Annotated in this window: 19 protein-coding genes; 12 read left to right on the top strand and 7 right to left on the bottom strand. The window is 65.7% G+C overall.

Annotation, left to right across the window (positions count from 1 at the left end; genetic code table 11):
* Positions 1 to 151 precede the first annotated feature (151 nt).
* The 6 genes from ACDC67_RS12680 (at position 152) to ACDC67_RS12655 (ending at position 7,357) form a co-directional block, all read left to right on the top strand.
* Complete coding sequence (locus ACDC67_RS12680; RefSeq protein WP_376693679.1) at positions 152 to 3,076, top strand: two-component regulator propeller domain-containing protein; 2,925 nt, start codon at positions 152 to 154, stop codon at positions 3,074 to 3,076.
* Between the two features lie 129 nt (positions 3,077 to 3,205).
* Complete coding sequence (locus ACDC67_RS12675; protein ID WP_376693675.1) at positions 3,206 to 3,766, top strand: MarR family winged helix-turn-helix transcriptional regulator; 561 nt, start codon at positions 3,206 to 3,208, stop codon at positions 3,764 to 3,766.
* 63 nt (positions 3,767 to 3,829) lie between these two features.
* On the top strand, positions 3,830 to 5,029 hold the full coding sequence (locus ACDC67_RS12670) for an aspartate kinase (RefSeq protein WP_376693673.1): 1,200 nt from the start codon (positions 3,830 to 3,832) through the stop codon (positions 5,027 to 5,029).
* Entirely contained in the window at positions 5,019 to 5,525 is a 507-nt protein-coding gene (gene ectA / locus ACDC67_RS12665; protein WP_376693671.1) for a diaminobutyrate acetyltransferase, read from the top strand. The genes ACDC67_RS12670 and ectA overlap by 11 nt, the downstream gene beginning before the upstream one ends.
* A gap of 32 nt (positions 5,526 to 5,557) precedes the next feature.
* Positions 5,558 to 6,844: a diaminobutyrate--2-oxoglutarate transaminase gene (gene ectB / locus ACDC67_RS12660; RefSeq protein ID WP_376693670.1), complete on the top strand. Its 1,287-nt coding sequence runs from the start codon at positions 5,558 to 5,560 to the stop codon at positions 6,842 to 6,844.
* 120 nt (positions 6,845 to 6,964) lie between these two features.
* Positions 6,965 to 7,357: an ectoine synthase gene (locus ACDC67_RS12655; RefSeq protein WP_164231472.1), complete on the top strand. Its 393-nt coding sequence runs from the start codon at positions 6,965 to 6,967 to the stop codon at positions 7,355 to 7,357.
* 103 nt (positions 7,358 to 7,460) lie between these two features.
* Here the strand turns inward: ACDC67_RS12655 and alkB are convergent, their stop codons facing one another.
* Complete coding sequence (alkB, locus tag ACDC67_RS12650) at positions 7,461 to 8,123, bottom strand: DNA oxidative demethylase AlkB (RefSeq protein ID WP_376693668.1); 663 nt, start codon at positions 8,121 to 8,123, stop codon at positions 7,461 to 7,463.
* A 46-nt stretch (positions 8,124 to 8,169) separates the two neighbouring features.
* Between alkB and ACDC67_RS12645 the strand changes: the two genes are divergently transcribed.
* Positions 8,170 to 9,168, top strand: a complete 999-nt coding sequence (locus ACDC67_RS12645) for a serine hydrolase domain-containing protein (RefSeq protein WP_376693666.1) — start codon at positions 8,170 to 8,172, stop codon at positions 9,166 to 9,168.
* Positions 9,169 to 9,956: 788 nt separating this feature from the next.
* Here ACDC67_RS12645 and ACDC67_RS12640 read toward each other — a convergent pair.
* The 6 genes from ACDC67_RS12640 to ACDC67_RS12615 all read right to left on the bottom strand — a co-directional run bounded on the left by ACDC67_RS12640 (position 9,957) and on the right by ACDC67_RS12615 (position 17,245).
* The gene (locus tag ACDC67_RS12640; protein WP_376693665.1) at positions 9,957 to 10,832 is read right to left on the bottom strand and encodes a hypothetical protein; all 876 of its coding nucleotides are present in this window, start codon (positions 10,830 to 10,832) and stop codon (positions 9,957 to 9,959) included.
* A complete protein-coding gene (gene hemF, locus ACDC67_RS12635; RefSeq protein WP_376693663.1) occupies positions 10,829 to 11,740 on the bottom strand; it encodes an oxygen-dependent coproporphyrinogen oxidase in 912 nt (303 codons plus the stop codon). Before hemF ends, ACDC67_RS12640 begins: the two co-directional genes overlap by 4 nt.
* Before the next feature lie 20 nt (positions 11,741 to 11,760).
* Positions 11,761 to 14,181: a DNA topoisomerase I gene (locus ACDC67_RS12630; RefSeq protein ID WP_376693662.1), complete on the bottom strand. Its 2,421-nt coding sequence runs from the start codon at positions 14,179 to 14,181 to the stop codon at positions 11,761 to 11,763.
* Between the two features lie 222 nt (positions 14,182 to 14,403).
* On the bottom strand, positions 14,404 to 14,880 hold the full coding sequence (locus tag ACDC67_RS12625; protein WP_376693660.1) for a Smg family protein: 477 nt from the start codon (positions 14,878 to 14,880) through the stop codon (positions 14,404 to 14,406).
* A 12-nt stretch (positions 14,881 to 14,892) separates the two neighbouring features.
* On the bottom strand, positions 14,893 to 16,041 hold the full coding sequence (gene dprA / locus ACDC67_RS12620; RefSeq protein WP_376693658.1) for a DNA-processing protein DprA: 1,149 nt from the start codon (positions 16,039 to 16,041) through the stop codon (positions 14,893 to 14,895).
* Positions 16,042 to 16,051: 10 nt separating this feature from the next.
* Positions 16,052 to 17,245 carry a LysM peptidoglycan-binding domain-containing protein gene (locus tag ACDC67_RS12615; protein WP_376693656.1) on the bottom strand — a complete coding sequence of 398 codons (1,194 nt, stop codon included), beginning with the start codon at positions 17,243 to 17,245 and terminating at the stop codon, positions 16,052 to 16,054.
* 103 nt (positions 17,246 to 17,348) lie between these two features.
* Here ACDC67_RS12615 and def point away from each other — a divergent pair, with 103 nt between their 5' ends.
* Genes def through ACDC67_RS12590 form a run of 5 tightly spaced genes read left to right on the top strand, consistent with a single transcriptional unit; the run spans position 17,349 to position 22,770 of the window.
* Positions 17,349 to 17,864 carry a peptide deformylase gene (gene def, locus ACDC67_RS12610; protein ID WP_376693655.1) on the top strand — a complete coding sequence of 172 codons (516 nt, stop codon included), beginning with the start codon at positions 17,349 to 17,351 and terminating at the stop codon, positions 17,862 to 17,864.
* On the top strand, positions 17,864 to 18,781 hold the full coding sequence (fmt, locus tag ACDC67_RS12605; protein ID WP_376693653.1) for a methionyl-tRNA formyltransferase: 918 nt from the start codon (positions 17,864 to 17,866) through the stop codon (positions 18,779 to 18,781). Before def ends, fmt begins: the two co-directional genes overlap by 1 nt.
* Positions 18,782 to 18,804: 23 nt before the next feature.
* Positions 18,805 to 20,130 carry a 16S rRNA (cytosine(967)-C(5))-methyltransferase RsmB gene (gene rsmB / locus ACDC67_RS12600; RefSeq protein ID WP_376693651.1) on the top strand — a complete coding sequence of 442 codons (1,326 nt, stop codon included), beginning with the start codon at positions 18,805 to 18,807 and terminating at the stop codon, positions 20,128 to 20,130.
* The gene (locus ACDC67_RS12595) at positions 20,078 to 20,641 is read left to right on the top strand and encodes a DUF4390 domain-containing protein (protein ID WP_376693650.1); all 564 of its coding nucleotides are present in this window, start codon (positions 20,078 to 20,080) and stop codon (positions 20,639 to 20,641) included. The genes rsmB and ACDC67_RS12595 overlap by 53 nt, the downstream gene beginning before the upstream one ends.
* A complete protein-coding gene (locus ACDC67_RS12590; protein WP_376693648.1) occupies positions 20,638 to 22,770 on the top strand; it encodes a sensor histidine kinase in 2,133 nt (710 codons plus the stop codon). Before ACDC67_RS12595 ends, ACDC67_RS12590 begins: the two co-directional genes overlap by 4 nt.
* The last annotated feature ends 19 nt before the right edge of the window (positions 22,771 to 22,789 follow it).

Genomic DNA, 22,789 nt, shown 5'->3' with positions numbered 1-22,789 from the left:
ATTGCTTGACGTAGCCCCACTACGCCGGCGCAATCGCGCCTTGCATCTGGCCCCTGAGGCACTCGCTATAAGTCACAATATGAGTGACGGGGTACACTAGGGAGGGTTGGCGTTGGAAAATCGAAGCGGGGTAGTGATGCGGGAGCCTTCGGTGGCCGGGTTCCAACGACTTGCCGCCGGACTACTCCTGGGCCTGCTCAGCGTTTCCTCGTTCGCGCTCGACCCGGGCCGTCTGCCGTCGCAGTACGTGCATGATCATTACGGCCGCGAGGCGGGGTTGCCGCCCGGTGCCGTCTGGACGGTCACCCAGTCGCAAGACGGTTACCTCTGGCTCGGAACGCAGAACGGCCTGGTCCGATTCGACGGCATCGAGGCCGATGTCTTCAGTACTTCCAACACGCCGGGACTGGCTAGTCACGACGTCCGTTCGCTGACCCAAGCCGACAACGGGGATTTGTGGATCGGCACTTACGGCGGCGGCGCCCTTCGCTATCGCAACGGTGAGTTCGAGCCTTTCGGCACCGGCGACGGCCTGGCCCACGGGATCGTCTACGACATCCACCAGGATGAGGACGGCGCGATCTGGTTCGGAACCGCCGGCGGGGTGACGCGCCTGGCCCCGGACGGGTCGGTGTCGACGCTGACCAGCGACGACGGCCTGGCCCACAATCGCATCTTCGACGTCCACCAGGACAGCAGTGGCGCGATGTGGTTCGCCAGCCTGGTGGCCGGTGTCACGCGCATGCAGGAGGGCCGGATGACCACTTTCGGCCGCGCCACCGGCCTGGTATCCGACCAGGTCCACGAGGTCTACGAAGACCGGGACGGGTCGATCTGGATCGGCACCTACGAGGGCGGCTTCTACAGCATGGGGTCCGAGGCGCCGGAAGCGTACGACTTGCCCGAGGGCCTGGCGGGCAATGGCATCCAGAGCATCGTCGAGGACGGCGACGGCAACCTCTGGCTCGGTACCTACAACAACGGCCTGATTCGGATGCACGACGGCGAGATCGCCCATTTCGAGCAGGGCGCCCTGGCCGAGGCCTTCGTGTTCGACCTGTTCGAGGACCGCGAGGGCAGCCTGTGGGTGGCCACCCGCGAGGGGCTGCACCGCCTGGGTGACGGCAAGTTCCTGACTTTCGGCGAGCCGGAAGGCCTTGCCGAGGCGACTTTCGTCGTGGCCGTGGATCGGGCCGATGATGTCCTCTGGGCGGGTAGCGAAGGATCCGGGCTGTTCCGGTTCGACGACCGCGGGATCGAGCGTTTCACGACTGCAGACGGCCTGGCCAGCGACAATATTTCCGCCCTGGCTCCCGATGGCGAGGGGGGCATCTGGGTGGGCAGTTTCGGCGGCGGGCTCGACCACTTGTCCGCCGACGGCGTTCGCAGCTGGACGCGCGAAGACGGCCTTCCCAGCAATCACATCTTTGCCCTGCTGCTCGACCGGGACGGGGCACTCTGGGTGGCCGCCGACGGCGGAATCAGCCGGATGCGCGACGGTCAGTTTCGGACCTGGACGCGCGAAGACGGCCTGCCCGACGCCCTGGTTCGCCAGATGCACATCGACGCCGACGGTGCGCTATGGCTGGGCACCAACGGTGGCGGCCTGAGCCGTTTCGACGGCGATGCCTTCGAGAATTTCCCGGCCGACGAGGGCGGGCCGGGCAATATCATCTACGCCTTCCACGAAGACGAGGGCGATGGGCTCTGGATCGGTTCGCGCGACAGCGGACTGAGTCTTTACCGGGACGGCGAGTTTCATCACTTCACGGTGGCTGACGGGCTGCCGCAGGCATCCGTGTACGGCATTGCCGCGGATCAGGCGGGTCATCTGTGGTTGAGCGGCGGTGGCGGTCTGGTGCGCGTTGCGCGCGACGACCTGGTGGCGCTTGCCGACGGCGCCGAGATCGAACTCGACGCCCGACTCTTCAACGAAGCCGACGGGCTGAGGAATGCCCAGTTCGCGGGTGGATTCCAGCCCTCGGTGGCGACCGAGTCCGACGGTTCGATCTGGTTTCCCGGGCTGGCCGGCCTGGTTCGGGTGGACCCCGTCTCGCTCCCGGTCAACCGGGTCGAGCCTCCGGTGCTGATCGAACAGGCGATTGCCGACGGCCGTCGCCTTTCCCTCGAGGACGTGGTTCGTCTGCCGCCGGGCAGCGACAACCTGGAAATCCATTACACCGCGCTGAGCCTGGTCGCGCCGGGCGAAGTGCGGTTTCGCTATCGCCTGTCAGGCTATGACCGCGGCTGGCAGGATGTGGGCGGACGCCGCGCGGCTTACTACACCCGTCTGCCGCCAGGCGAGTTTCGCTTCGAGGTGCGCGCCAGCAACAACGACGGGATCTGGTCGAGCGAATCGGCCGTCCTGACGGTTGTCCAGGAGCCCTTCGTGTGGCAGACCACCTGGTTTCGAGTGACCGCCGCGCTTGCGGCGATGCTGCTGGCCTGGCTGGTCTATCGACTCAGTGTCCGGCAGTTCCGGGTCCGGGAGCAGCGCCTGTCGGGCCTGGTGCGCGAGCGCACCGAACAGCTGCAGCAGGCCCTCGAAACGGTCGAGCGCAGTTCGCGTATCGACGGGCTGACGGGCGTTGCCAACCGCGGCTACTTCGAGGAACGCCTGCTGCGCGAGTGGGCCATCGCCCGGCGCGAGCAGTCGCCGCTGGGCCTGGTCATGGTCGATATCGATCATTTCAAGCAGCTCAACGACAGCCGGGGACACCAGGTTGGCGACGATTGCCTGCGCGAAGTCGCCGAGGCGCTGCTCGACGCCGTCCATCGGCCTCGCGACCTGGTCGCGCGCTACGGTGGCGAGGAGTTTGTCATCCTCCTGCCGCAGACCGATGCCGAGTCCATTGGCGTGCTCGCCGAACGGATGCGTGCCGACGTCGAGGCGCTTGGGCTTTCCCATCCCGAAGGCGGGATCAACGGCGTGATCACCATCAGCGTGGGCGGTGCCTCGGTGGTTCCCGACGCTGCGGCGGACTCGCGCCGCCTGCTCGAGCGGGCCGACCGTGCCCTTTATGCGGCCAAGAACGCCGGCCGCAACCGAGTGCGCATCGACGACGCCGCTTCCTGAGCCCCGGAGCCGCCGGGCCGCCGCCACCGGCTTGAAATCACACATCCAGGCGCCATCTTGAAGGCCGAGGATGGTTTTTCGGCAAATCTTTAGCCACAAAGTAATTTTTTGGCATATAATTAGGCGCAAATGAGATCAAAACAATCCAACAAGACTGCGGCCAATGGCGCGCATCCGTCGCTGAAAACCGCGGTGGACGCACCCCTGGTCACCGAACCCGATGACCCGCGCGTGATGGGCGTGGTGCGGAATTTCCGCGTCGCCGTCCGGGCCGTGCAGGCGCATTCGGCCTGGGTGGAACGCCAGTGCGGGCTCAGCGCAGCGCAGCTGTGGGCGCTGTGGGAGGTGGATCGTTCGCCGGGCATGAGCGTGTCCGAGATCGCGCGTCGCCTGTCGATCAAGCCGGCAACGGCCAGCAACCTGCTCGACAAGGTCGAGGGCAAGGGCCTGCTGCGCCGCTCCCGCCAGGGTCCGGATCAGCGCGTCGTGCAGCTGTTCATCACCGACGCTGGTGCCGAGCTGCTGGCCACCGCGCCGCTGCCGGCCCAGGGTGCATTGCTCGACGCGCTTACGCGCTTGCGCGGCGACGAGCTCGACGAGCTCAGCCAGGGCCTGGAGGCGCTGGTCGACATCCTGCACACCAAGGACGAGGGCTCGGCCCTGTCGCCCATGCACCCCGGAAAGAACTGAGTGGCCCGACAGAGCTCAGGAAAAATCATCAACTTAAACTCAAACTCAAAGACGATCGGAAAGATGGATATCATCGTTCAAAAATTTGGCGGATCATCGCTTGCAGAAGACGGACAACTCCGGAACGTGGCCCAACGCGTGGCTCGCTGTCGCGAGGAGGGCAAGGCCGTGGTGGTCGTGGTCTCGGCGCGCGGCAAGACGACCAGCCAGCTGCTGGCGCGCGCAGGCAAGCTCAATTCCAACCCGGAACATCGCGAGCTCGACATGCTGCTGGCCGCCGGCGAGCAGGCTTCGGCCTCGATGCTGAGCCTGGCGCTGCACGACCTCGGTCACGATGCCGTGTCCCTGACCGGCCCGCAGGCCGGCGTGAAGACCTGCGATGCGCACATGAATGCGCGCATCAAGACGGTCGATCCCGAACGCATGCTCGAAACGCTCGAAGAAGGCAAGATCGTCGTGGTCGCCGGCTTCCAGGGCGAGAGTCCCGAAGGCGACATCACGACGCTGGGCCGGGGCGGCTCGGACACCACGGCGGTGGCGCTGGCCGCGGCCGTCGGCGCCGGTCGCTGCGAGATCTATTCCGATGTCGACGGTGTCTACACCGCGGACCCGCGCAAGGTGCCCAACGCGACCCGGCTGAACATGATCAGCCTCGCCGAGATGAAAACCCTGGCGCACCACGGCGCCGGTGTGCTCAACGAGCGCGCGATCGACTATGCCATCGAGCATGACGTGACCATCGTCTGCCGCAAGGCGCACGGTGACGGTGGCGAGACCATCGTCCGCGCCGAGCCGGGCCTCGGTCGTTCGCGCATCGTCGGTGTTGCCTGCCACGACGAACTGTTGCAGGTCGAGTTCGACGAGTCGGCCGATCACGCGAACCTGGCCGAGCGTCTCGACGACCTCGATGTCTTCGTGCCGGAACTGGCCGAAGGCAAGTCGGGCCGTTACCTGATCTCGATCGGGCAGCTTGCCGACGACGAGGGCCTGGCCCAGTCGATTCGCGACGAGTTCGATACCGGCGTGGTCGTCGGTGGCCCCATCGCCAGTGTTTCGGCCGTCGGCTACAAGGCCGGCAGTGAAACCGGCGCCGAGCAAATCGCCCGCGAAGAGCTCGAGGCCGAGGGCATTGCCGTGCACGAAGTCATGCGCTTCGAACACGCCGTGACCTGTCTGATCGACTGCAACGCCGTCGAGCGGGCCATGCAGATTTTTCACGATCGCTTCGAGATCACCGACACCGAGGTGGCCGATGTCGCTTGAAGCGACCCAGGTGAATAGCAAGCCGGTGTTCCGGAAAGCGCGCCCGGAAGATGGGGCTCGGATGTACGAACTGGTCAAGGAGATGGGCGGCCTTGAATTGAATACCGCCTATTTCTACGTGCTGTTCTGCATCGATTTCGCCGACACCTGCGTGGTGTCGGAGGTCGACGGCAAGCTCGCCGGCTTCGTGCTGGGCCATCGTCCGCCCGAACGTCCGGACGCGATATTCGTCTGGCAGGTGGGCGTGGCGCCGTTCATGCGCAAGCAGGGCATGGCCCGCCGCCTGCTCGAAGCGTTCCTGGAGCAAAATCCGGACGCGCGCTGGCTGGAAGCTTCGGTGACGCCGAGCAACACCGCATCTCGCAAGCTGTTCAGAGCGGTCGCCCGGGATCACGACGTCGAGTGCAAGGTCGGCGATTTCATGCTGGCCGAGCATTTTCCCGACGGTCACGAACCCGAGGAACTGTTTCGTATCGGGCCGTTCGAAAGCAACTGAAACGAATTCAAACTGAAGTAGTGAGTAAAGAAATGAGTCATCATCTAGACACCATCAATCGACTCGAATCGGAAGTGCGCAGCTACGTGCGCAATTTTCCGGCCGTGTTCACGCACTCGCGTGGCGCACGCCTGACCGACGAAGACGGTCGAGAATACATCGACTTCTTCGCCGGCGCCGGCGTGCTCAACTACGGCCACAACAACCCCGAGATCAAGTCGGCGCTGATGGACTACCTGGCAGAAGACCACATCGTCCACAGCCTGGACATGGCCAGCACCGCCCGCGCGAAGTTCCTCGAACGATTCGAGGAAGTGATCATGAAACCGCGCGGCATGGACTACAAGGTCCAGTTCCCGGGGCCGACGGGCACCAACGCCGTCGAAGCAGCGCTGAAGCTGGCGCGCAAGGTCACCGGCCGTCATAACGTGATTTCGTTCACCAACGGCTTCCACGGCATGACGCTGGGATCGCTGTCGGTTACCGGTAACGCCATGAAGCGCGCCGGCGCCGGCGTGCCGCTGTCCAACGCCTCGCAGATGCCTTTCGACGGCTATCTGGAGCAGGGCAGTGATCACAGCCTGGAGCTTCTCGAGCACGTGCTTTCTGACGAGGGTTCGGGTATCGACAAGCCGGCCGCCGTCATCCTCGAGACCGTGCAGGCCGAGGGCGGCGTCAACGTCGCGCGCATGGAGTGGCTCAAGGAGCTCGACGCGATCTGCAAGCGCCACGGCGTACTGCTGATCGCAGACGATATCCAGGTTGGCTGCGGCCGCACCGGTCCGTTCTTCAGCTTTGAGCCGGCCGGCATCAAGCCCGATATCGTGTGCCTGTCGAAGTCGCTGAGCGGTTTCGGCCTGCCGTTCGCCATCACGCTGTTCAAGCCGGAGTACGACAAGTGGCTGCCCGGCGAGCACAACGGCACGTTCCGTGGTCACAACCTGGCTTTGGTGACTGCAGCGAAGGCGCTTGACTACTGGGTGGACGACAAGCTCACCAACGAAGTCAAGCGCAAGACCGAGATCATCGAGTCGCGACTGGGTGCGCTGGTCGAGAAGGTTTCGGCCGGGGCGAAGCTTCGCGGGCGCGGATTCATCCAGGGCATCGCCTTCGACGACGCGGAACTGGCCGGCAAGGTGTCTGCCGAGTGTTTCGAGCATGGCCTCGTGATCGAGACTGCCGGTATCGACGACCAGGTGCTCAAGCTGCTCCCGCCGCTGACCATTTCCGACGAGGATCTGGAGAAGGGCCTGAGCATCATCGAGGAAGCGGTCACCAAGCTGGCCGACGGCGAGTCGCCGGATCGCAAGGTCGCCTGATCGACTCCGAACGGGGCGGCGTCACGCCGCTCCCTTCGACAACCCCCGAGTTATTGCAGTCGCGTCCGGGCCGCCCGGCGCGACTTCTTTTTTCGCAACTGGAATCCAGGAGAAACGACAATGATCGTCAAGAAACTGCAGGACATTCTCGGTACCAAGGACGATGTCGATACCGAAGGCTGGAACAGCCGACGTCTGCTGCTCAAGGACGCCGGCATGGGCTACTCGGTGCACGATACCGTCATCAAGGAAGGTGCCGAGCTCCACATGCACTACAAGAACCATCTCGAGGCCGTCTACCTGATCGAGGGCAAGGGCGAGATCGAGACGGTCGAGGACGGCAAGGTCTATCCGCTCGAAGCCTTTACCATCTACGCGCTCGATCAGCACGACAAGCACATCCTGCGCGCCAACAAGGGCTCGCACATGCGCATGGTCTGCGTATTCAACCCGCCGGTCTCCGGCCGCGAAGTCCACGGCGAAGACGGCGCCTACCCGGCCGACCTCGACTGAGTCGACTGGCTTGGTACAAGACATCCAAACCACCGAAGACACTGAATACACCGAAATTCAAAACCGGCTCTTTCGGTGCATTCGGTGTTTTCGGTGGTTCCAGTTATTCCTGGCCCGCCTTGCGGAGCGTCAGGTTGATGCGTTGGGCGCCCAGCAGTGGGTGTTCGCCCTCGGGCAGCGGCAGGATGCCGTGGTAGCGCAGGCGGTCCGGGCCGCCCCAGACCAGCACGTCGCCGTGTTCGAGCAGCAGGCGGCTGGGCTTGTCCTTTCTCCGGAACCCGCCCCACAGGAACGTGGCCGGCAGGCCGAGTGAAAACGACACCACGGGATGGCTGTAGTCTTGTTCGTCCTTGTCCTGGTGCAGCGACAGCTTGGCGCCCGGGTGGTAGCGGTTGACCAGGCAGGCATCCGGTGCATAGCCCGGGAAACCGGCCTCTTCGGCGGCGGATCGCGCCAGCTCGCTGAAAAGCACCGGCATCGCCGGCCAGGGCTGATCGCTTTCCGGGTCGGTCGAGGTATAGCGATAACCCTTGCGGTCCGTCATCCAGCCGAGCTTCCCACAGGAAGTCATCGATACCGACATCTTGTGGCCGCCCGGGGTGACCAGGTGCCGGAACGGTGCCTGTCGATCGATTTCACGGATTCGCTCGATGATGGCTTCGGCCTGCTCGGCAATGCGCCCGTGGAACAACACGGCGCCCTCGGAAAGCCGTTCGGCCGAACCCCGCGTCTTGGCGTTGTCAAAAAGTTGACCGGAGGTCGTCATGCTTGCGCCCATGCGGTTTTTGAATAGCAGTACAAAATGGAAGGCCATGCTTGTGCCTGGCCTGACGTTCATTCTAGCGCTGGTCCTGGGCAGCCCGCTTCACGCCGCTGAAATCTCGGCGACCGAGCGGCAGGCAATCGTTGACCGCGCGAACTCGATTTCGCGGCTGCACAGTCTGCTCGTGCTGCATGAAGGCGAGGCCGTGGTCGAGCATGTCCGCGCCGGACCGGGCCTGTCGACTCCGGCCAATCTCAAGTCCCTGTCCAAGACCGTTCTCTCGGCGCTGGCAGGCATCGCGATCGAGCGCGGCCTGGTCGAAGGCACCGGGCAGCCGATCGTCGACCTGCTCGGTTCGCGCGTGCCCGATTCGACGGCCGCGGAGGTCGGCGAGATCACCTTCGGTCACGCCCTGTCGCTGCAGACGGGTCTGCGCAGCACCTCGGGGCGTTACTACGGCGCCTGGGTTCAGAGCGATAACTGGGTGGCGCACGCGCTCACCCGTCCCATGGTCGATGAGCCCGGCGGGCGCATGATCTACTCCACCGGTTCGAGCCACCTGGCCGGTGCGGCACTGGTCGAGGCCAGCGGACATTCCCTGCTGACGCTCGCGCGCGAGTGGCTGGGTGACCCGCTGAGCATCCGCATTCCCGACTGGATGCGCGATCCCCAGGGCATCCACTTCGGCGGCAACGAAATGAAGCTGAGCCCGCGGGCGCTGGCTCGTTTCGGTGAGCTCTATCGCCTGGGCGGCGTCATCGACGGCAAGCGCGTACTCCCCGAATCGTGGATCGAAGCGTCCTGGACGCCGAGGGGGCGCTCCCCCTGGAGCGGCGACCGCTACGGCTACGGCTGGTTCGTCAGCGAACTGGCCGGAGAGCGCTCCTACCACGGCCGCGGCTACGGCGGACAGGCCCTGTTCGTGATTCCCGCCGCGAACCTGACGATCGTGATCACCTCCGACCCGACCCCGCCTTCCCGGGGTAGCGACTTTGCCCGCCTCAAGCGCCTGGCGGCGACTGTTGTCGAGGCCACCGAATCATCCTGAGACCTCCGAACCATGCCGGTCAGTCCGTAGGTCCGGGCCGAGTCGCCGACGGATGGTTGCGGCAGTCAGGGCTCAGGGGTCAGCGAAAGTACTCGTAGGATGCGTGAAGGCCGCCAGGCCGTAACGCATCGTTTTGCCCTGCGGTTGGACTGGCGCCACCGGTCGCAGTGGTGGCCTCGACACGTCAACTGCGGTTTCGCCCGGCCTGCTTCGCAGGCGCTTTCGGCGAGCTCGAGGGCGCGTAGGATGCGTGGAGGCCCGTAGGGCCATAACGCATCGGCTGATGCGTTGCGCTTCGCTCCACGCATCCTACGCTTCTCCGCAACCGCGCAGATGGCGCGCGCAAAGCGCGCGGGGGTCAATCCGGAGCGCAAGCCCGGGATCCCTCCCATGGCCACTTTCGGAAACGATCCAGAGCACCACGCGACCAGCCGGGCCCTCGCGAAGCCCGCTCACCGAAGGGGCCAGCCCCCACAGTGACCAAGCTCCTGAGATAACCGAGCGTTGGACTTTGAAGTTGAAAAGCGATTTTTGGTGCCTTTTTTCGCTTTGAAAAAAAGGTACTCGCCATCAGCCTGCGAAGCAGGCGGGCGAAACGCCTTTGACGTGTCGAGGCCACCCGAACGTGCGGTGGCGCCAACCCACCCCACGCCCCAACGCGTGAAGCGCCCCAAGCACAACGGCGCGCCAGTCACAGGGATTTACGCGTGAGCACCGAGTGATGGAAGCAGAAATCTCGTCCGTCGGGGACGCGGCCCCGACCTGCGCGGAGTCGAGCGCCTATGGCGCTACTGAACCCCGTCGGATTGATTCTCCGTCATCTCGACGGCAACGGGGAGCGGTTCGGACGCCGAAAGTTGCCCGACGAAGAATACGCCGTCATAGACGGGCTGATCGGCCCAGTCCATGTCGAGCGGTGAGAGGTGTATGCCCCTGGAGTACGTCCGATCCACCCCGGAAACTGACCGTGCGCCGCATTCCGGCGTACAGATCCAGGCTTCGCCGCCGGACTGAAGGTTGCGCAGGGTCACGACCCGATGATTCTCCTTCACCCGGGTGGTCATGGAACGAAAGTCGGGATCCCATGGCGCTCCCGGTACGCCGAAGGCGTGCGCATTGCCTGACAGCACCAGCAGGTAGTCTTCGTCGGAAAGCTGCGCTCGCCGTTCAGCGATGACCCCGGCCATGAACTGGTCCCGGTCATTGCTCGTTCCACGCCAGTCAGCCGGGATGTCGAATGCAAATAGCGATAGACGATCCTCGAAACGGGATTGCAATTCTCCCAATCTTCCCAGCATCCTTGCCATGGCAAGTGAATTGCGGCCGTCCTTGCCGGTTCGCCACTGTTCGATCTGGAGCAGGGCGCTGTGTCGCTCGTCCTCGGGCAAATTCATCGCCGCGCGCAGTTCATCCTGATCACTAGCGGCCATCTCCAGCCCGACATGCACGGTATGGCCGGCCGATACCAGGGCTTCGACCTGTTCACCGAAGAAAGCCGGGATCTCCTTCGTTCCATGCAGTTCCCCGAATACGATCACGCTGTCAGACGGGAGATCGGCAATCTGGACGGGTTCGGGCGAGGGCGGTTGGCCAGCCAGGGCCGAAACCGTTGCAAACATCAGGCTCGGAAGAAGCGCCGAAGCGGCGGAAGTGAATACTTTCATAGCCATTCTCTTGCTTGGAGGTAGTCGCCCAGCCGGGCCTCCGGCGATCCGGGCTCGGGCCGCCAGTCGTAGCGCCAGTGCGCGACCGCCGGCAGGCTCATCAGGATCGATTCGGTGCGCCCGCCCGACTGCAGGCCGAACAGGGTTCCGCGGTCGTAGACGAGGTTGAACTCGACGTAGCGGCCGCGGCGGTAGCGTTGGAAATCGACTTCGCGCTCGCCGTAGCCGTGGCTCTTTCGTTTGTCCACGATCGGGCGGTAGGCGGCCAGGTAGCCGTCGCCCACGGCGCGCATGTAGGCGAAAGAGGTATCGAAATCCCAGGCATTGAGATCATCGAAGAACAGGCCGCCGATGCCGCGGGTCTCGTCGCGATGCTTCAGGTAGAAATACGCGTCGCACCAGCGCTTGTGTTCGGCGTAGACGTCCTCGCCGAATGGAGCGCACAGATCGCGAGCGGTCTCGTGCCAGAAGCGGCAGTCCTCGTCGAAGGGGTAGTACGGCGTGAGGTCGAAGCCGCCGCCGAACCACCACACCGGCGCTTCGCCTTCCTTTTCGGCGATGAAGAAGCGCACGTTCGCGTGGCTGGTCGGCACGTAGGGATTGACCGGGTGCATGACCACCGAAACGCCCAGCGCCTGGAAGCTCCGGCCGGCCAGTTCCGGGCGTCGTGCGCTGGCCGCCGCCGGCAGCTCGGCGCCGTGGACGTGCGAGAAGTTGACGCCGCCCTTCTCGAACACCGCGCCGTCCTGGATCACCCGAGTGCGACCGCCGCCGCCCTCGGGTCGGTCCCAGGCGTCCTCGTGGAAGCGGGCTTCGCCGTCACTGGCTTCGAAAGCGGCGCACAGGCGGTCCTGGAGGTCCAGGAGGTAACGTTTGACGTCGCCGACGCGGGAATCGTCGCCAGTCATTCCGGTCCCCTTGCGGTGCGTCAGGCCGAAGCCTTTTTCTTGGCGGCCTTCTTCTTTTTCTTCTTCGAAGCCTTTTTCTTGCCGGCTTTCTTCTTCGCGGTATTCTTTTTGCCGGTCTTCTTGGCCGCTGCCTTCTTGCCGCCGGCCTTTTTCTTGCCGAACTTGCCGCGGCGGCCCTTGGGCGGAGCTTCGGCCAGCATCTTCTGGCACTCGGCGAGCGTCAGATTTTCCGGTTCCTGGTCCTTGGGGACGCTGGCGTTGCGCTTGCCATCGGTGACGAAGGGCCCGTAGCGACCCTTGAGCACCTGGATGCCCTCGTCGCTGAATTCCTGGATGATGCGTTCCTTCATCCGCTGCTTGTGCTCGGCGACGAGTTCCAGCGCCTGTTCAAGCGTGATCTCGTGCGGGTCGTGTTCCTTGAGCGAGACGAAGTTGCGTTGGCCGTAGCGCACGTAGGGCCCGAAACGGCCGATATTGGCCTGGACCGGTTCGCCTTCGGCCGTCTCGCCCAGGTTGCGCGGCAGCTTGAACAACTCGAGCGCCTCGTCGAGCGTGATCTTGTCCATCTTCTGACCCGGCCGCAGGCCCGCGAATTGCGGCTTTTCCTCGTCCTCGGCGTCGCCGATCTGGGCGAAGGGGCCGTAGCGGCCGAGTCGCACGATCACCGGCTTGCCGGTCTTCGGGTCGGTGCCGAGTTCGCGCGCCTGCTGGGCTTCCTTGCGGCTGACCGTTTCGTCCTTTTCCTTCACCCGATCGATGAAGGGCTGCCAGAATTCCTCGAGCAGGGGGACCCAGTCGTTCTCGCCCCGGGAGATGGCATCGAGCTCGTCCTCGAGCCGGGCGGTAAAGTCGTAGTCGACGTAGCGCTCGAAATGCTGCGACAGGAAGTTGGCCACGACGCGCCCGGTGGTCGTCGGGGTGAAACGGCGCTTCTCGAGTTCGACGTACTCGCGGTCCTTGAGCGTCTGAATGATCGAGGCGTAGGTGGAGGGGCGGCCGATCCCGTACTCCTCCAGGGTCTTGACCAGGCTGGCCTCCGAATAGCGCGGCGGCGGCTCGGTGAAGTGCTGTTCCGGGCGGATCCGGATCAGCGCGATGGCGTCGCCCTCGTTGATTTCCGGCAGGCGCGTGTCGGCCTCGGCGCGCGAGTCGCCGTAGACTTTCAGAAAACCCGCTTCGATCAGGGTCGAGCCCGATGCCCTGAAGGTGGTATCGCCAACGTCGAATTCTGCGCTGACGGTGTCGTAGACGGCCGGAATCATCTGGCTGGCCACCGTGCGGTTCCAGATCAGCTCGTAAAGCCGGTATTGATCGTCGCTGAGGTGGTTCCTGAGCTTGATCGGGGTCAGCCCGGCCGAAGTCGGGCGGATGGCCTCGTGGGCCTCCTGCGCGTTCTTGGACTTCGACTGGTAGAAGTTGGGCTTTTCCGGCGCCAGCTTGTCACCGAACTCCGAGGCGATGGTCCGGCGGATCTCGTTGATCGCCTCGCCCGCCAGCGCGACCGAGTCGGTTCGCATGTAAGTGATCAGGCCCTGGTTGCCGCCGCCGGTGTCGACGCCCTCATAGAGCTGCTGGGCTATGCGCATGGTGCGCTGGGTGGTGAAGCGCAGGCGCCGAGCGGCCTCCTGCTGGAGCGTCGAAGTGATGAAGGGCGGCTGCGGCCGGCGCCGCCGCTGGCTTTTCTTGACCCTGGCGACCTCGAAGCGACCGTCCGCGGCTGCCTCGATCTGCGCCTTGAGCTTGCCGGCCTGGTCTTCGCTGGTGATGTCGAACTGCTCGAGTTTCTTGCCCTCGACCTTGACCAGGTTGGCGTTGAAGCTCTCGTCATCGTTCTCGCCCAGGTCGGCCTCGATGGTCCAGTACTCCTGCGGATCGAACTTCTCGATCTCTTCCTCGCGCTCGACGATCATCCGCAGCGCCGGGGACTGAACGCGGCCGGCGGACAGGCCGCGGCGGACCTTCTTCCACAGCAGCGGCGAGAGATTGAAGCCGACGAGGTAATCGAGTGCGCGTCGCGCCTGCTGCGCGTCAACCAGTGATCCGGCCAGGTCGCGGGGCGTCTCCAGGGCCTTCTTGATGGCCCGTTCGGTGATTTCCGAGAAAACCACCCGCTTGACCGGCTTGCCCGAGTCGACGCCGCGTTGCTTCAGGATCTCGGCGATATGCCAGGAGATCGCTTCACCTTCGCGGTCGAGGTCGGTCGCGAGATAGATCGCGTCGGCCTTCCTGGCCGCCGCCACGATCTTGTCGACGTGCTTCTTGTTGCGCTCGATGATGTCGTAGCGCATGGCGAATCCGTGCTCGGGATCGACCGCGCCTTCCTTGGGCACCAGGTCGCGCACATGGCCATAGGAAGCCAGTACCTGGAAATCCGGTCCCAGGTACTTGTTGATGGTGGTCGCCTTGGCGGGCGATTCGACGATCAGCAGATTTTTTGACATGCAAGCTTGTCTGGTTGTGCTGCGGGCACTAGTGCAAACGGCAGCAGCGTGGTGGCGAAGCGTCTTCGCCGTAGGTTTTCGTGAATCGTAAATCGTGAATCGTCAATCGGTGTGCCGTGCCGTTACACCGTCCTTCCATTAACGATTCACGATTTACCATTTACGGAGGGCTTGACGAAGGCAACACGCAAGGGGGCTCTCCCGCCTTCCCGACCGGCCTCCTCAATGCCGATACTCTCCCTCCTCGTCGAACATCATTTCCTCCATCCAGGCGTAGTTGGCCTCCTGGCCGGGCTGGTTGAACAGCACCATCAGGATTACCCACTTGACGTCCTCGAGGTTGATGTCCTCGGTTTCCAGTGCCGAGAGGCGGTCGATGACCATCTCGCGGCGCAGCGGGTCGAGTACGCCGACGTTTTCGAGGTACATGATGAACCCGCGCGCATTGACGTCCAGCCTCCGGTTCTCCTCGTCGGTGAAGACGCGGATCGGATTGCTCTCGTGCCCGCCCAGTTCCGGCAGCCTGCGCTGCGCGGCCAGTCCGTCCAGCCAGGCGAAAGCGCGGTCGATCTCGGCGCTGGAAAAGCCGGCTTCCTCGAGGCTGTCGCTGAGCGAATCGCGGTCGGGCTCTTCTTCCGGTTCGTCGTAGATATAGTTCTCGAACAGGTACATCAGCAGATCGAGCACGTTTTCCTTCATTCCGTTCATTCCTCAGGCATTGCGACTGTAGCGTCCGCCGGCGTGAGCGCTGACCTTGCCGTCGAGTTCCAGCATCAACAGCATCGAGGATACCGCCGCGGGCGTCAATTGTGAACGCTCGATGATCTGGTCAACCGGGGTGGGGTCGAATCCCACGGCCTCGAGCAGTCGCTCGTATTCGGGATCTCCTGTCATATGCGGGGCCGAAGGGGATTCCTCAAGGCCCACCGGCGAGCGCGCGGGGTCGGGTGCGAGGAGATGCTCGATCTCTTCGGCCAGTTCGCGCGCCAGCGGGGCCAGGTCCTCGACCACCTCGTCGGCGGTCTCGACCAGTCTGGCACCGTCCCTGATCAGCCGGTGGCAGCCGCGCGAGAGCGGGTTGTGAACGGAACCGGGAATGGCGAAGACCTCGCGTCCCTGTTCGTTGGCGAGCCGGGCGGTGATCAGAGAGCCGCTCTTGACGCCGGCCTCGACCACCAGGACGCCGAGGCTCATGCCCGAGATGATGCGATTGCGGGCCGGGAAGTTGCCCCTCAGCGGCCCGATGCCCGGGGGAAACTGGCTGACCAGTGCCCCGGATCCGGCGATTCGGCGCGCCAGCTCGCGATGCCGGGCCGGGTAGACCTGGTCGAGCCCGGTTCCGGCCACGGCAATCGTCGCGCCCCCGGCATCCAGGCAGCCGGCATGCGCCATGCCGTCGACACCCTCGGCCAGCCCGCTGGTGATCACGAAGCCGGCGCGAGCCAGTGTTGCGGCAAAGGAGCGGGCATGGTCGAGCCCGCCGGTCGAGGCGTTGCGGCTGCCCACGATGGCGATCTGCGGTGCGACCAGGCAGTGGGGGTCGCCGGCCACGAACAGCGCCACCGGGGCGTCGGGGATGCGCTTGAGCAGCGGCGGGTAGAGCGGGTCGTCGCGAGTGACGAGCCAGCGGTGCTCGCCGGACAGCCACTCGAGGCAGCGTTCGAGCCTGGCCTCGTCAGGGCGGCGGAGCTGTCGGATGAGCTTGTCCGACAGTCCGGCTTCGTGCAGTTCGCGGTCGCTGGCACCGTACCAGTCGATCGGGCTGGCGAAGTGTTCCTCCAGCCCGGCGATCCGCCTGGGACCGAGCCCGTCGACGAGGACCAGGCTCAACCACTCGCGGGCTTGCTCCGGCGCGGGCACGGCCCGCCAATCAGAGGCTTCGGTCGGGGTGCTGGAGGATGTCGTCGACCTGGATGGTGTTTGCGCTGCCCTCGAGCACTAGGGCATAGCTGACGTGCTCGAACGGGCGGAACACCATGATGCGCCCGGCGAACTCGTCGGGCAGGTCGACGTAGCGTTTTTCCGGTTCACGGAACGCGGCCCGGCTCATCAGCGGGTAGCGGTCGTCGCGAACGGTGTCGCCGGGCCGGAAGGCCGAAAAGGTATGGCCGGACTGGATGCCGTCGGCCGTGCCGAGGTTGATCGCCACGACCTGGTAGTGCCCGGCGCCGTAGCTGCTGCCGGTGATCGCGATGATCCGCCCGTCGTCGGGAATTTCGTCCATCGCCCGCGGTTGGAAGGTGGCGTCGTAGGCGTGATCCTCCACCGGCAGGACGAAGTCGCCCTCCATGACGGCCTGGCGGCCGGAGATGATTTCCACGATGGCCGGGTCGCCGGACTTGGCCACGCGACCGCGCGCGGTCTCCCACAGTTCGTAGCCGATGACCGGGTAGTTGTAGCGACCGATCTGGCCGATCGTTGCTTTCCAGACGGCGCTGGCCGGGCGCAGGGCCGAGCGAACCGGGCCGCCGTCGCGCTCGATCAGCTTCTTCTTGATGCGCACGTCGCTGTCCGGATTGACGCTGCGGTCTTCGAACATGTAGTTGACCCGGGCGAGAACGACCTCGTCGCCCACCCGGGCATCGTCGAGCCCGCGGACGTAGGTGCGATCGCTCGGTCCGGCCAGCACCCGTCGCTCGTTGTTGGCGATGACGTACGGCAGTTCCTCGTATTCCTCCGCGGTCAGGATGCGCGGGGACTTCAGGAAGGTTTCGACCGCGTCGAGCGGAATGGTCGAAATCGGCCCGTCGACCGATTCGCGCCGAACTTCCGGCGACAGCCGCCGCACCGAGTCGTCAACTGTCAGGCGCGGTTCGCCGCCGACGAAGGCGAGCGAAATCACGTCACCGGGATAGATTTCGTGCGGATTGTCGATTTCCGGATTGGCGTCCCAGATGGCCGGCCATTGCCACGGCCGGGTCAGGAAGCGAGCGGCGATGTCCCAGAGCGTGTCCCCCTCCTGCACAACGTACTCACGCGGGTGATCCTCGCGCAGTTCCACGTCCTGAGCCTGTACGGTGAACGCCGCCAGTACAATAGCGGTCAGAAAGATTAAGCGTTTCACGGAGCGACTCCCTCCAGCAATGCCCAGCAGGCTTGATTTTTCGCAGACTATCATAAACATTATCATTGCAAAACGCACCTTTAAGCGGTTTTCTTAAATTCTCATGTCAAAACTCAAGATTCTCGAATACCCCGATCCGCGCCTGCGCCGCGTCGCCCGGCCGGTTGAACACGTCGGCGAGCGCGAGCAAAAGCTGGTCGAAGACATGCTCGAGACCATGTACGACGCGCGTGGAATCGGTCTGGCCGCGACCCAGGTCGACGAGGATATCCGCGTGGTCGTCATGGACCTGAGCGAGGATCGTGACCAGCCGCAGGTGTTCATCAACCCCGAGATCACCGATCGCAGCGGCAGCCAGGCCTACGAGGAAGGCTGCCTGTCGGTGCCGGGTTTCTACGCCGAGGTCAAGCGCGCCGAGAAGGTCAGCGTACGCGCCCTCGATGGCGACGGCAAAGCCTTCGAACTGGATGCCGACGGCCTGTTGGCGGTGTGCATCCAGCATGAGATCGATCACCTCGACGGCAAGATGTTCATCGACTACCTCTCGCCGCTCAAGCGCCGCATGATCGGCAAGAAGCTGCGCAAGCAGCAGAGCCAGCGCGAACAAGCCACGGCCTGATGAGGATCGTCTTTGCCGGCACGCCGGCGTTTGCGGTGCCGGCGCTCCGGGCCCTGGTCGAAAGCGCGGCCTGGCGCCCGGTTGCCGTGATGACGCAGCCCGACCGCGGCGTCGGCCGCGGCAGGAAGCTGCGATTCGGGCCGGTCAAGCAACTGGCGGTGGATGCCGGGATCGACGTGCTGCAGCCGCGCACGCTCAAGCAGGCCGACGCACAGGCCGCCCTGGCCCAGTGCCGGCCGGACCTGCTGGTGACCGCCGCCTACGGCTTGCTGCTGCCTCGTGCGGTGCTCGACCTGCCGGCCCATGGTTGCTGGAACCTGCATGCCTCCCTCCTGCCGCGCTGGCGGGGCGCGAGCCCGATCAACCAGGCCATCCTCGCCGGCGATTCCGAAACCGGGGTCTCCCTGATGCAGATGGACGCCGGCCTGGATACCGGACCGGTGATCGACCAGCGCTCGACGCCCGTCGGTCGCGACGAAACGGCGGGCGAGCTGCACGATCGCCTCGCCGAGCTGTCGGCCGAGCTGCTCATCGACGCACTCGGGCGGCTCGACGCGGGCAGTCTGCCGCCGGCGCGCGCGCAGGACGAGGCGCGTGCCACCCACGCGCCCCTGATCGACAAGGCCGATGCCCACCTGGACTGGAACCTGCCCGCCGGCGAACTGGCACGCATGGTGCGCGCCTATCACCCCTGGCCGGTGGCCTTCGGCGAGATCGCGGGTGCGACCTGGCGCATCCACCGGGCGCGAGCCGCCGAGGGCCGGGCCTTGCCCGGTGAACTGCTGGCCGAGCGCGGGCCCGAAGTGGTGGCCGTGGGCTGCGGCGAAGGCGTGCTCGAGATTTCGCGGCTGCAGGGTCCGGGGCGCAAGCCGGTTGCCGCGCGCGACTGGTTCAATGCGCGGCGCGGCAAGGTGTGAGGGCGTGATGCTTCGGGGTTCCGATGACGGATGATGGTGCGCTGCCGCGGCGCCAGGCCGCGCGCGCGCTACTGGCCGTGCTCGACGGAGGGCGGTCTCTCGATGCCGCGCTCGCGCCGCTGATCGAAGCGCTGGAGCAATCGCGAGACCGGGCGCTGGCCCGCCGCCTCTGCCACGGGGTCTTGCGCGATTGGCCGGCGCTCGACTGGTTGATCGGACAGCTGGTCGACAAGCCGCTGAAGGGCCGCAACCGCGGCCTGCACTTCCTGCTCGCGGTTGCCCTGCACGAGCTGCGCGATGATCGCGAGCCCGATCACGCCGTGGTCCACGCGGCGGTGGCAGCGGCCCGCGAGTTGAGCGGGCAGCGAATGACCGGCCTGGTCAACGCGGTGCTGCGCAATTTCATTCGCCGGCGAGGCGATCTGCTGGCCCGGTTGCCGGACTCGGCCGTCGTCCGGTTCGGCTACCCGGGCTGGCTGATCATGGCGATCGAGCAAGAGCGCGGCGCGGATGCCGCGGCAATACTCGACGCTGGCAATCGGCCGCCGCCGCTGTGGCTGCGCGTAAACCGGCGCCGGATCGCGCGCGATGATTACCGGGACAAGCTCTCCGGGGCGGGTATCGACGCGCGTGGGGTCGACGGCTTTCCCGATGCGCTCGTGCTGGACGAACGCATGGCGGTCAGTCGCCTGCCGGGCTTCGACGAGGGCCTGGTCTCGATCCAGGACGGCGCCGCCCAGCTGGTGGTCGAGTATCTCGGGCTCGAGGATGGGCAGCGGGTGCTCGACGCCTGCGCCGCCCCCGGCGGCAAGTCGGCGCATGTGCTCGAACGCGCCGACGTCGAGCTGACGGCGCTGGACCTCGACGCCGGGCGACTGGCGCGGGTCGGCAGCGGGCTCGACCGCTTGGGCCTGTCGGCCCGCCTGATCGAAGGTGACGCCGCCCGGCCCGGGGACTGGTGGGACGGGCGGCGTTTCGATCGAATACTGGTCGATGCGCCGTGTTCGGCCACCGGTGTCATTCGACGCCACCCCGATATTCGTTGGCTGCGCCGGGCCGACGACATCGAGCGGCTCGCCGCCTTGCAGCGCGCGATTCTCGACGCGCTGTGGTCGCTGCTCGAGCCGGGCGGTATCCTTGTCTACGCCACCTGTTCGCTGTTGCGGGTCGAGAACGACGAACAGGCCCGTGCCTTTCTGGAGCGCCATGCAGATGCCCGTGGGATCGACAACACCGACTTGCCCGGTCGGCCGGCCAGGCCGGGCCGCCAGATTCTGCCTGGCGAGCATGGCTGCGATGGTTTTTATTACCTTGCCGCTCGCCGCCTGTCGGAGCGACCGGGAGACTGAGGGACACGTCGGGTTCATTCGCCCCGAGCTGGTCTGGACCGACGAGGGACTGGACTTCGTTGCCGGCGTCGATCTCGATCCCAGCCCGGCCATGCTCGAGGCACTCGATCGCGGCGTCAGCGTGACCTTCCTGGTGGCGCTGCGTGCCTCGTCGGGCCGCGTCTGGCTGCCCGTGGTGGATGAGCGTCGCCGGCATCGCTTCCGGATCAGCTATCTTCCCCTCAGCCGCCATTACGAGCTGGATGATCTCCACAACGACACGCGCGCCACCTTTCCGCGCCTGAACATGCTCGTGCGTGCCCTGCGCGAACGGCGCAGCTGGGACATACCGCTGGCACCCGACGAGACCGTGTCGCTGGTGCGCGCCCGCATCCAACTCGACCGGACCCGCTTGCCCTCACCGATGCGGCTGCCGACCTGGTTCGAGCCGCAGTGGCGCCTCGACAGCGACTGGCAGACGCTGGAGTCGCCGCCGGAGCGTCGGCGCCCCGGGCAGGGAGACGACCGGTGATCGGCAAGCGCGGTCGGCTGCGCGTGCTGCGCGCGATCCCCATCGTGGCGGTGCTGATGCTGCTGCTCGCCGCCCTCTACCTGGTCTCTACGGTCGAGCAGGAGGCCACGCAACTCGGCCGCCTGGCCCAGTGGATCTTCGCGTTGACCGGCGTGGCCGTCCTGGTGCTGCTGGGCATCATCGTCGGCCGGGCCGTGCGGCTGTTCCGGCGCCTGAAGGCCGGGGAGCCGGGGGCGCGCCTTACCGCGCGGCTGGTGGCGGTCTTCGTCGCCCTGACCCTGCCGCCGGTGGTCATCCTCTACCTGTTCGCCATCCAGTTTCTCAGTGACACCATCGACGGCTGGATGGATACCCGCGCCGAGCAGGCCCTGGCCGATTCGATCGAGCTCGGTCAGATGTTCCTGGAGTTGAGAACGCGCGACGTGCGCGACGAGATCCGGCGCCTCGCCCAGCAACTCGATACCGGCGACGAGGATCGGCTCTTCCGCCAGCTGCTCAGGCAGGTGTCGAGCGCCGGTCCGACCGAACTGGCGGTGCTGGATGCCTCCGGCTCGGCGACGGTCAGCGCCAGCATCGAACCCGGTCGGATCGTGTCCGAACGCCCCGGAGATTTCGCCCTCAGCCAGGCGCTGCAGGACGAGGAGTACGCCGCCGCCGAGCCGGGCGAGGACGGCATCCTCATCCGGGTGCTGCGCAATCTGGGCAGCTCGACGCTCGGCGGGGATGCCCTGCTTCTGCAGGCCATCTATCCCTTGCCATCGGAGTTCGGCGAGCTGGCCGGTCGCATCGAATCCGCCTATCACCGTTACCAGAACGTCACCTACCTGCGCGTGCGGCTGCAGCAGAGCCTGGTGCTGATCCTGTCGCTGGTGCTCCTGCTGACCGTTCTGCTGGCCATGCTGCTGGGCTTCAACGCCGCCCGCCGGCTGACCCAGCCGATTCGCGAGCTGGCCCAGGCCACCGAGGAACTCGCGGCCGGCCGTTTCCCGCGCGACCTGGAAGTGACCAGTCGCGACGAACTGGGCTTTCTGGTGCGCTCGTTCAATACCATGACCCGCGAGCTGGCCAGCAGCCGGCAGCAGCTCGAGGCCCAGCGCCGTTACCTGGAGATTGTCCTGGGGCGTCTGTCGGCCGGCGTGCTGGCCATCGACGGCGATGACTGCATCAGTGCCTTCAACGATTCGGCCTCGCGAATTCTCGACCTGGATCCGGACCAGGACAGTGGCCTCCGGCTGGTCGAGCTGGCCGCGCGGCGCCCGGAGCTCGCCCCGCTGATCGACCTGATTGTCGATCGCCATGCCGCGCCCGGGACCGACTGGCGCCAGGAGATCAAGCTCGGCCCACCCGAGCAGCCGCTGGTGCTCGTCTGCCGGGGCTCGGATCTGCCGGCCGAGACCGGTGGTCACGTGGTGGTTTTCGACGATGTCACCGTGCTCGACCAGGCCCAGCGCGAAGCGGCCTGGGCCGAAGTTGCGCGGCGACTGGCGCACGAGGTCAAGAATCCCCTGACGCCGATCCAGCTGGCCGCCGAGCGCCTGGCCTGGAAGCTCGAACCCGTCCTCGAGGCGCCGCAGCGCGAACTGCTGACGCGGGCGACCTCGACCATCCGGGCACAGGTCGACGCGCTGAGGCGCCTGGTCGACAGCTTCGGCGATTACGCGCGGCCCGCACGCTTGAAGGCCGAGCGGGTCGATCCGGCGCGCATCATCCGCGAGGTGGTGGACCTGTACGGCAGCGGCGATATCCCGATTCACTTCGTGCTGGCGGTGCCCGAATCGCCGCTGTCTGTGATGGCCGACCCCGGTCAACTGCGCCAGCTGTTGATCAACCTGGTGCGCAACGCCCAGGAGGCACACCCGCAGGGCCAACCCGACATCCGGATTTCGCTCGAGGGCGTTGCCCGCGACGGGCTCGAGGGCGTGGAAATGATCCTGCACGACAACGGCCCCGGTTTTTCCGGCGAAGTGCTCTCGCGCATCTTCGAGCCATACGTCACGACCAAGCCGCGCGGTTCCGGTCTCGGCCTGGCGATCGTGCGGCGCATCGTCGAGGACCACGGCGGCGTCATCGGGGTCAACAATATCGACGCCGGGGGTGCGGAGGTCCGGATCTGGTTGCCGTCGGGATGACGGCCGGCTTGCTGGGGTA

The organism is Wenzhouxiangella indolica (assembly GCF_042310355.1).
GTDB lineage: Bacteria > Pseudomonadota > Gammaproteobacteria > Xanthomonadales > Wenzhouxiangellaceae > Wenzhouxiangella.
Note: the sequence above shows the minus strand (reverse complement) of the source record. Positions and strands in the feature narration are given on the sequence as shown.

Excerpts from the sequence above, each read along its gene's own strand:
- ACDC67_RS12595 (WP_376693650.1), top strand. The coding sequence starts at position 20,078 with ATGGTTTTTATTACCTTGCCGCTCGCCGCCTGTCGGAGCGACCGGGAG.
- rsmB (WP_376693651.1), top strand. The coding sequence starts at position 18,805 with ATGACGGATGATGGTGCGCTGCCGCGGCGCCAGGCCGCGCGCGCGCTA.
- ACDC67_RS12630 (WP_376693662.1), bottom strand. The coding sequence starts at position 14,181 with ATGTCAAAAAATCTGCTGATCGTCGAATCGCCCGCCAAGGCGACCACC.
- ACDC67_RS12645 (WP_376693666.1), top strand. The coding sequence starts at position 8,170 with ATGCTTGTGCCTGGCCTGACGTTCATTCTAGCGCTGGTCCTGGGCAGC.
- def (WP_376693655.1), top strand. The coding sequence starts at position 17,349 with ATGTCAAAACTCAAGATTCTCGAATACCCCGATCCGCGCCTGCGCCGC.
- alkB (WP_376693668.1), bottom strand. The coding sequence starts at position 8,123 with ATGACGACCTCCGGTCAACTTTTTGACAACGCCAAGACGCGGGGTTCG.
- ectB (WP_376693670.1), top strand. The coding sequence starts at position 5,558 with ATGAGTCATCATCTAGACACCATCAATCGACTCGAATCGGAAGTGCGC.
- ACDC67_RS12670 (WP_376693673.1), top strand. The coding sequence starts at position 3,830 with ATGGATATCATCGTTCAAAAATTTGGCGGATCATCGCTTGCAGAAGAC.
- ACDC67_RS12675 (WP_376693675.1), top strand. The coding sequence starts at position 3,206 with ATGAGATCAAAACAATCCAACAAGACTGCGGCCAATGGCGCGCATCCG.
- hemF (WP_376693663.1), bottom strand. The coding sequence starts at position 11,740 with ATGACTGGCGACGATTCCCGCGTCGGCGACGTCAAACGTTACCTCCTG.
- ACDC67_RS12625 (WP_376693660.1), bottom strand. The coding sequence starts at position 14,880 with ATGAAGGAAAACGTGCTCGATCTGCTGATGTACCTGTTCGAGAACTAT.
- fmt (WP_376693653.1), top strand. The coding sequence starts at position 17,864 with ATGAGGATCGTCTTTGCCGGCACGCCGGCGTTTGCGGTGCCGGCGCTC.
- ACDC67_RS12640 (WP_376693665.1), bottom strand. The coding sequence starts at position 10,832 with ATGAAAGTATTCACTTCCGCCGCTTCGGCGCTTCTTCCGAGCCTGATG.
- ectA (WP_376693671.1), top strand. The coding sequence starts at position 5,019 with ATGTCGCTTGAAGCGACCCAGGTGAATAGCAAGCCGGTGTTCCGGAAA.
- ACDC67_RS12655 (WP_164231472.1), top strand. The coding sequence starts at position 6,965 with ATGATCGTCAAGAAACTGCAGGACATTCTCGGTACCAAGGACGATGTC.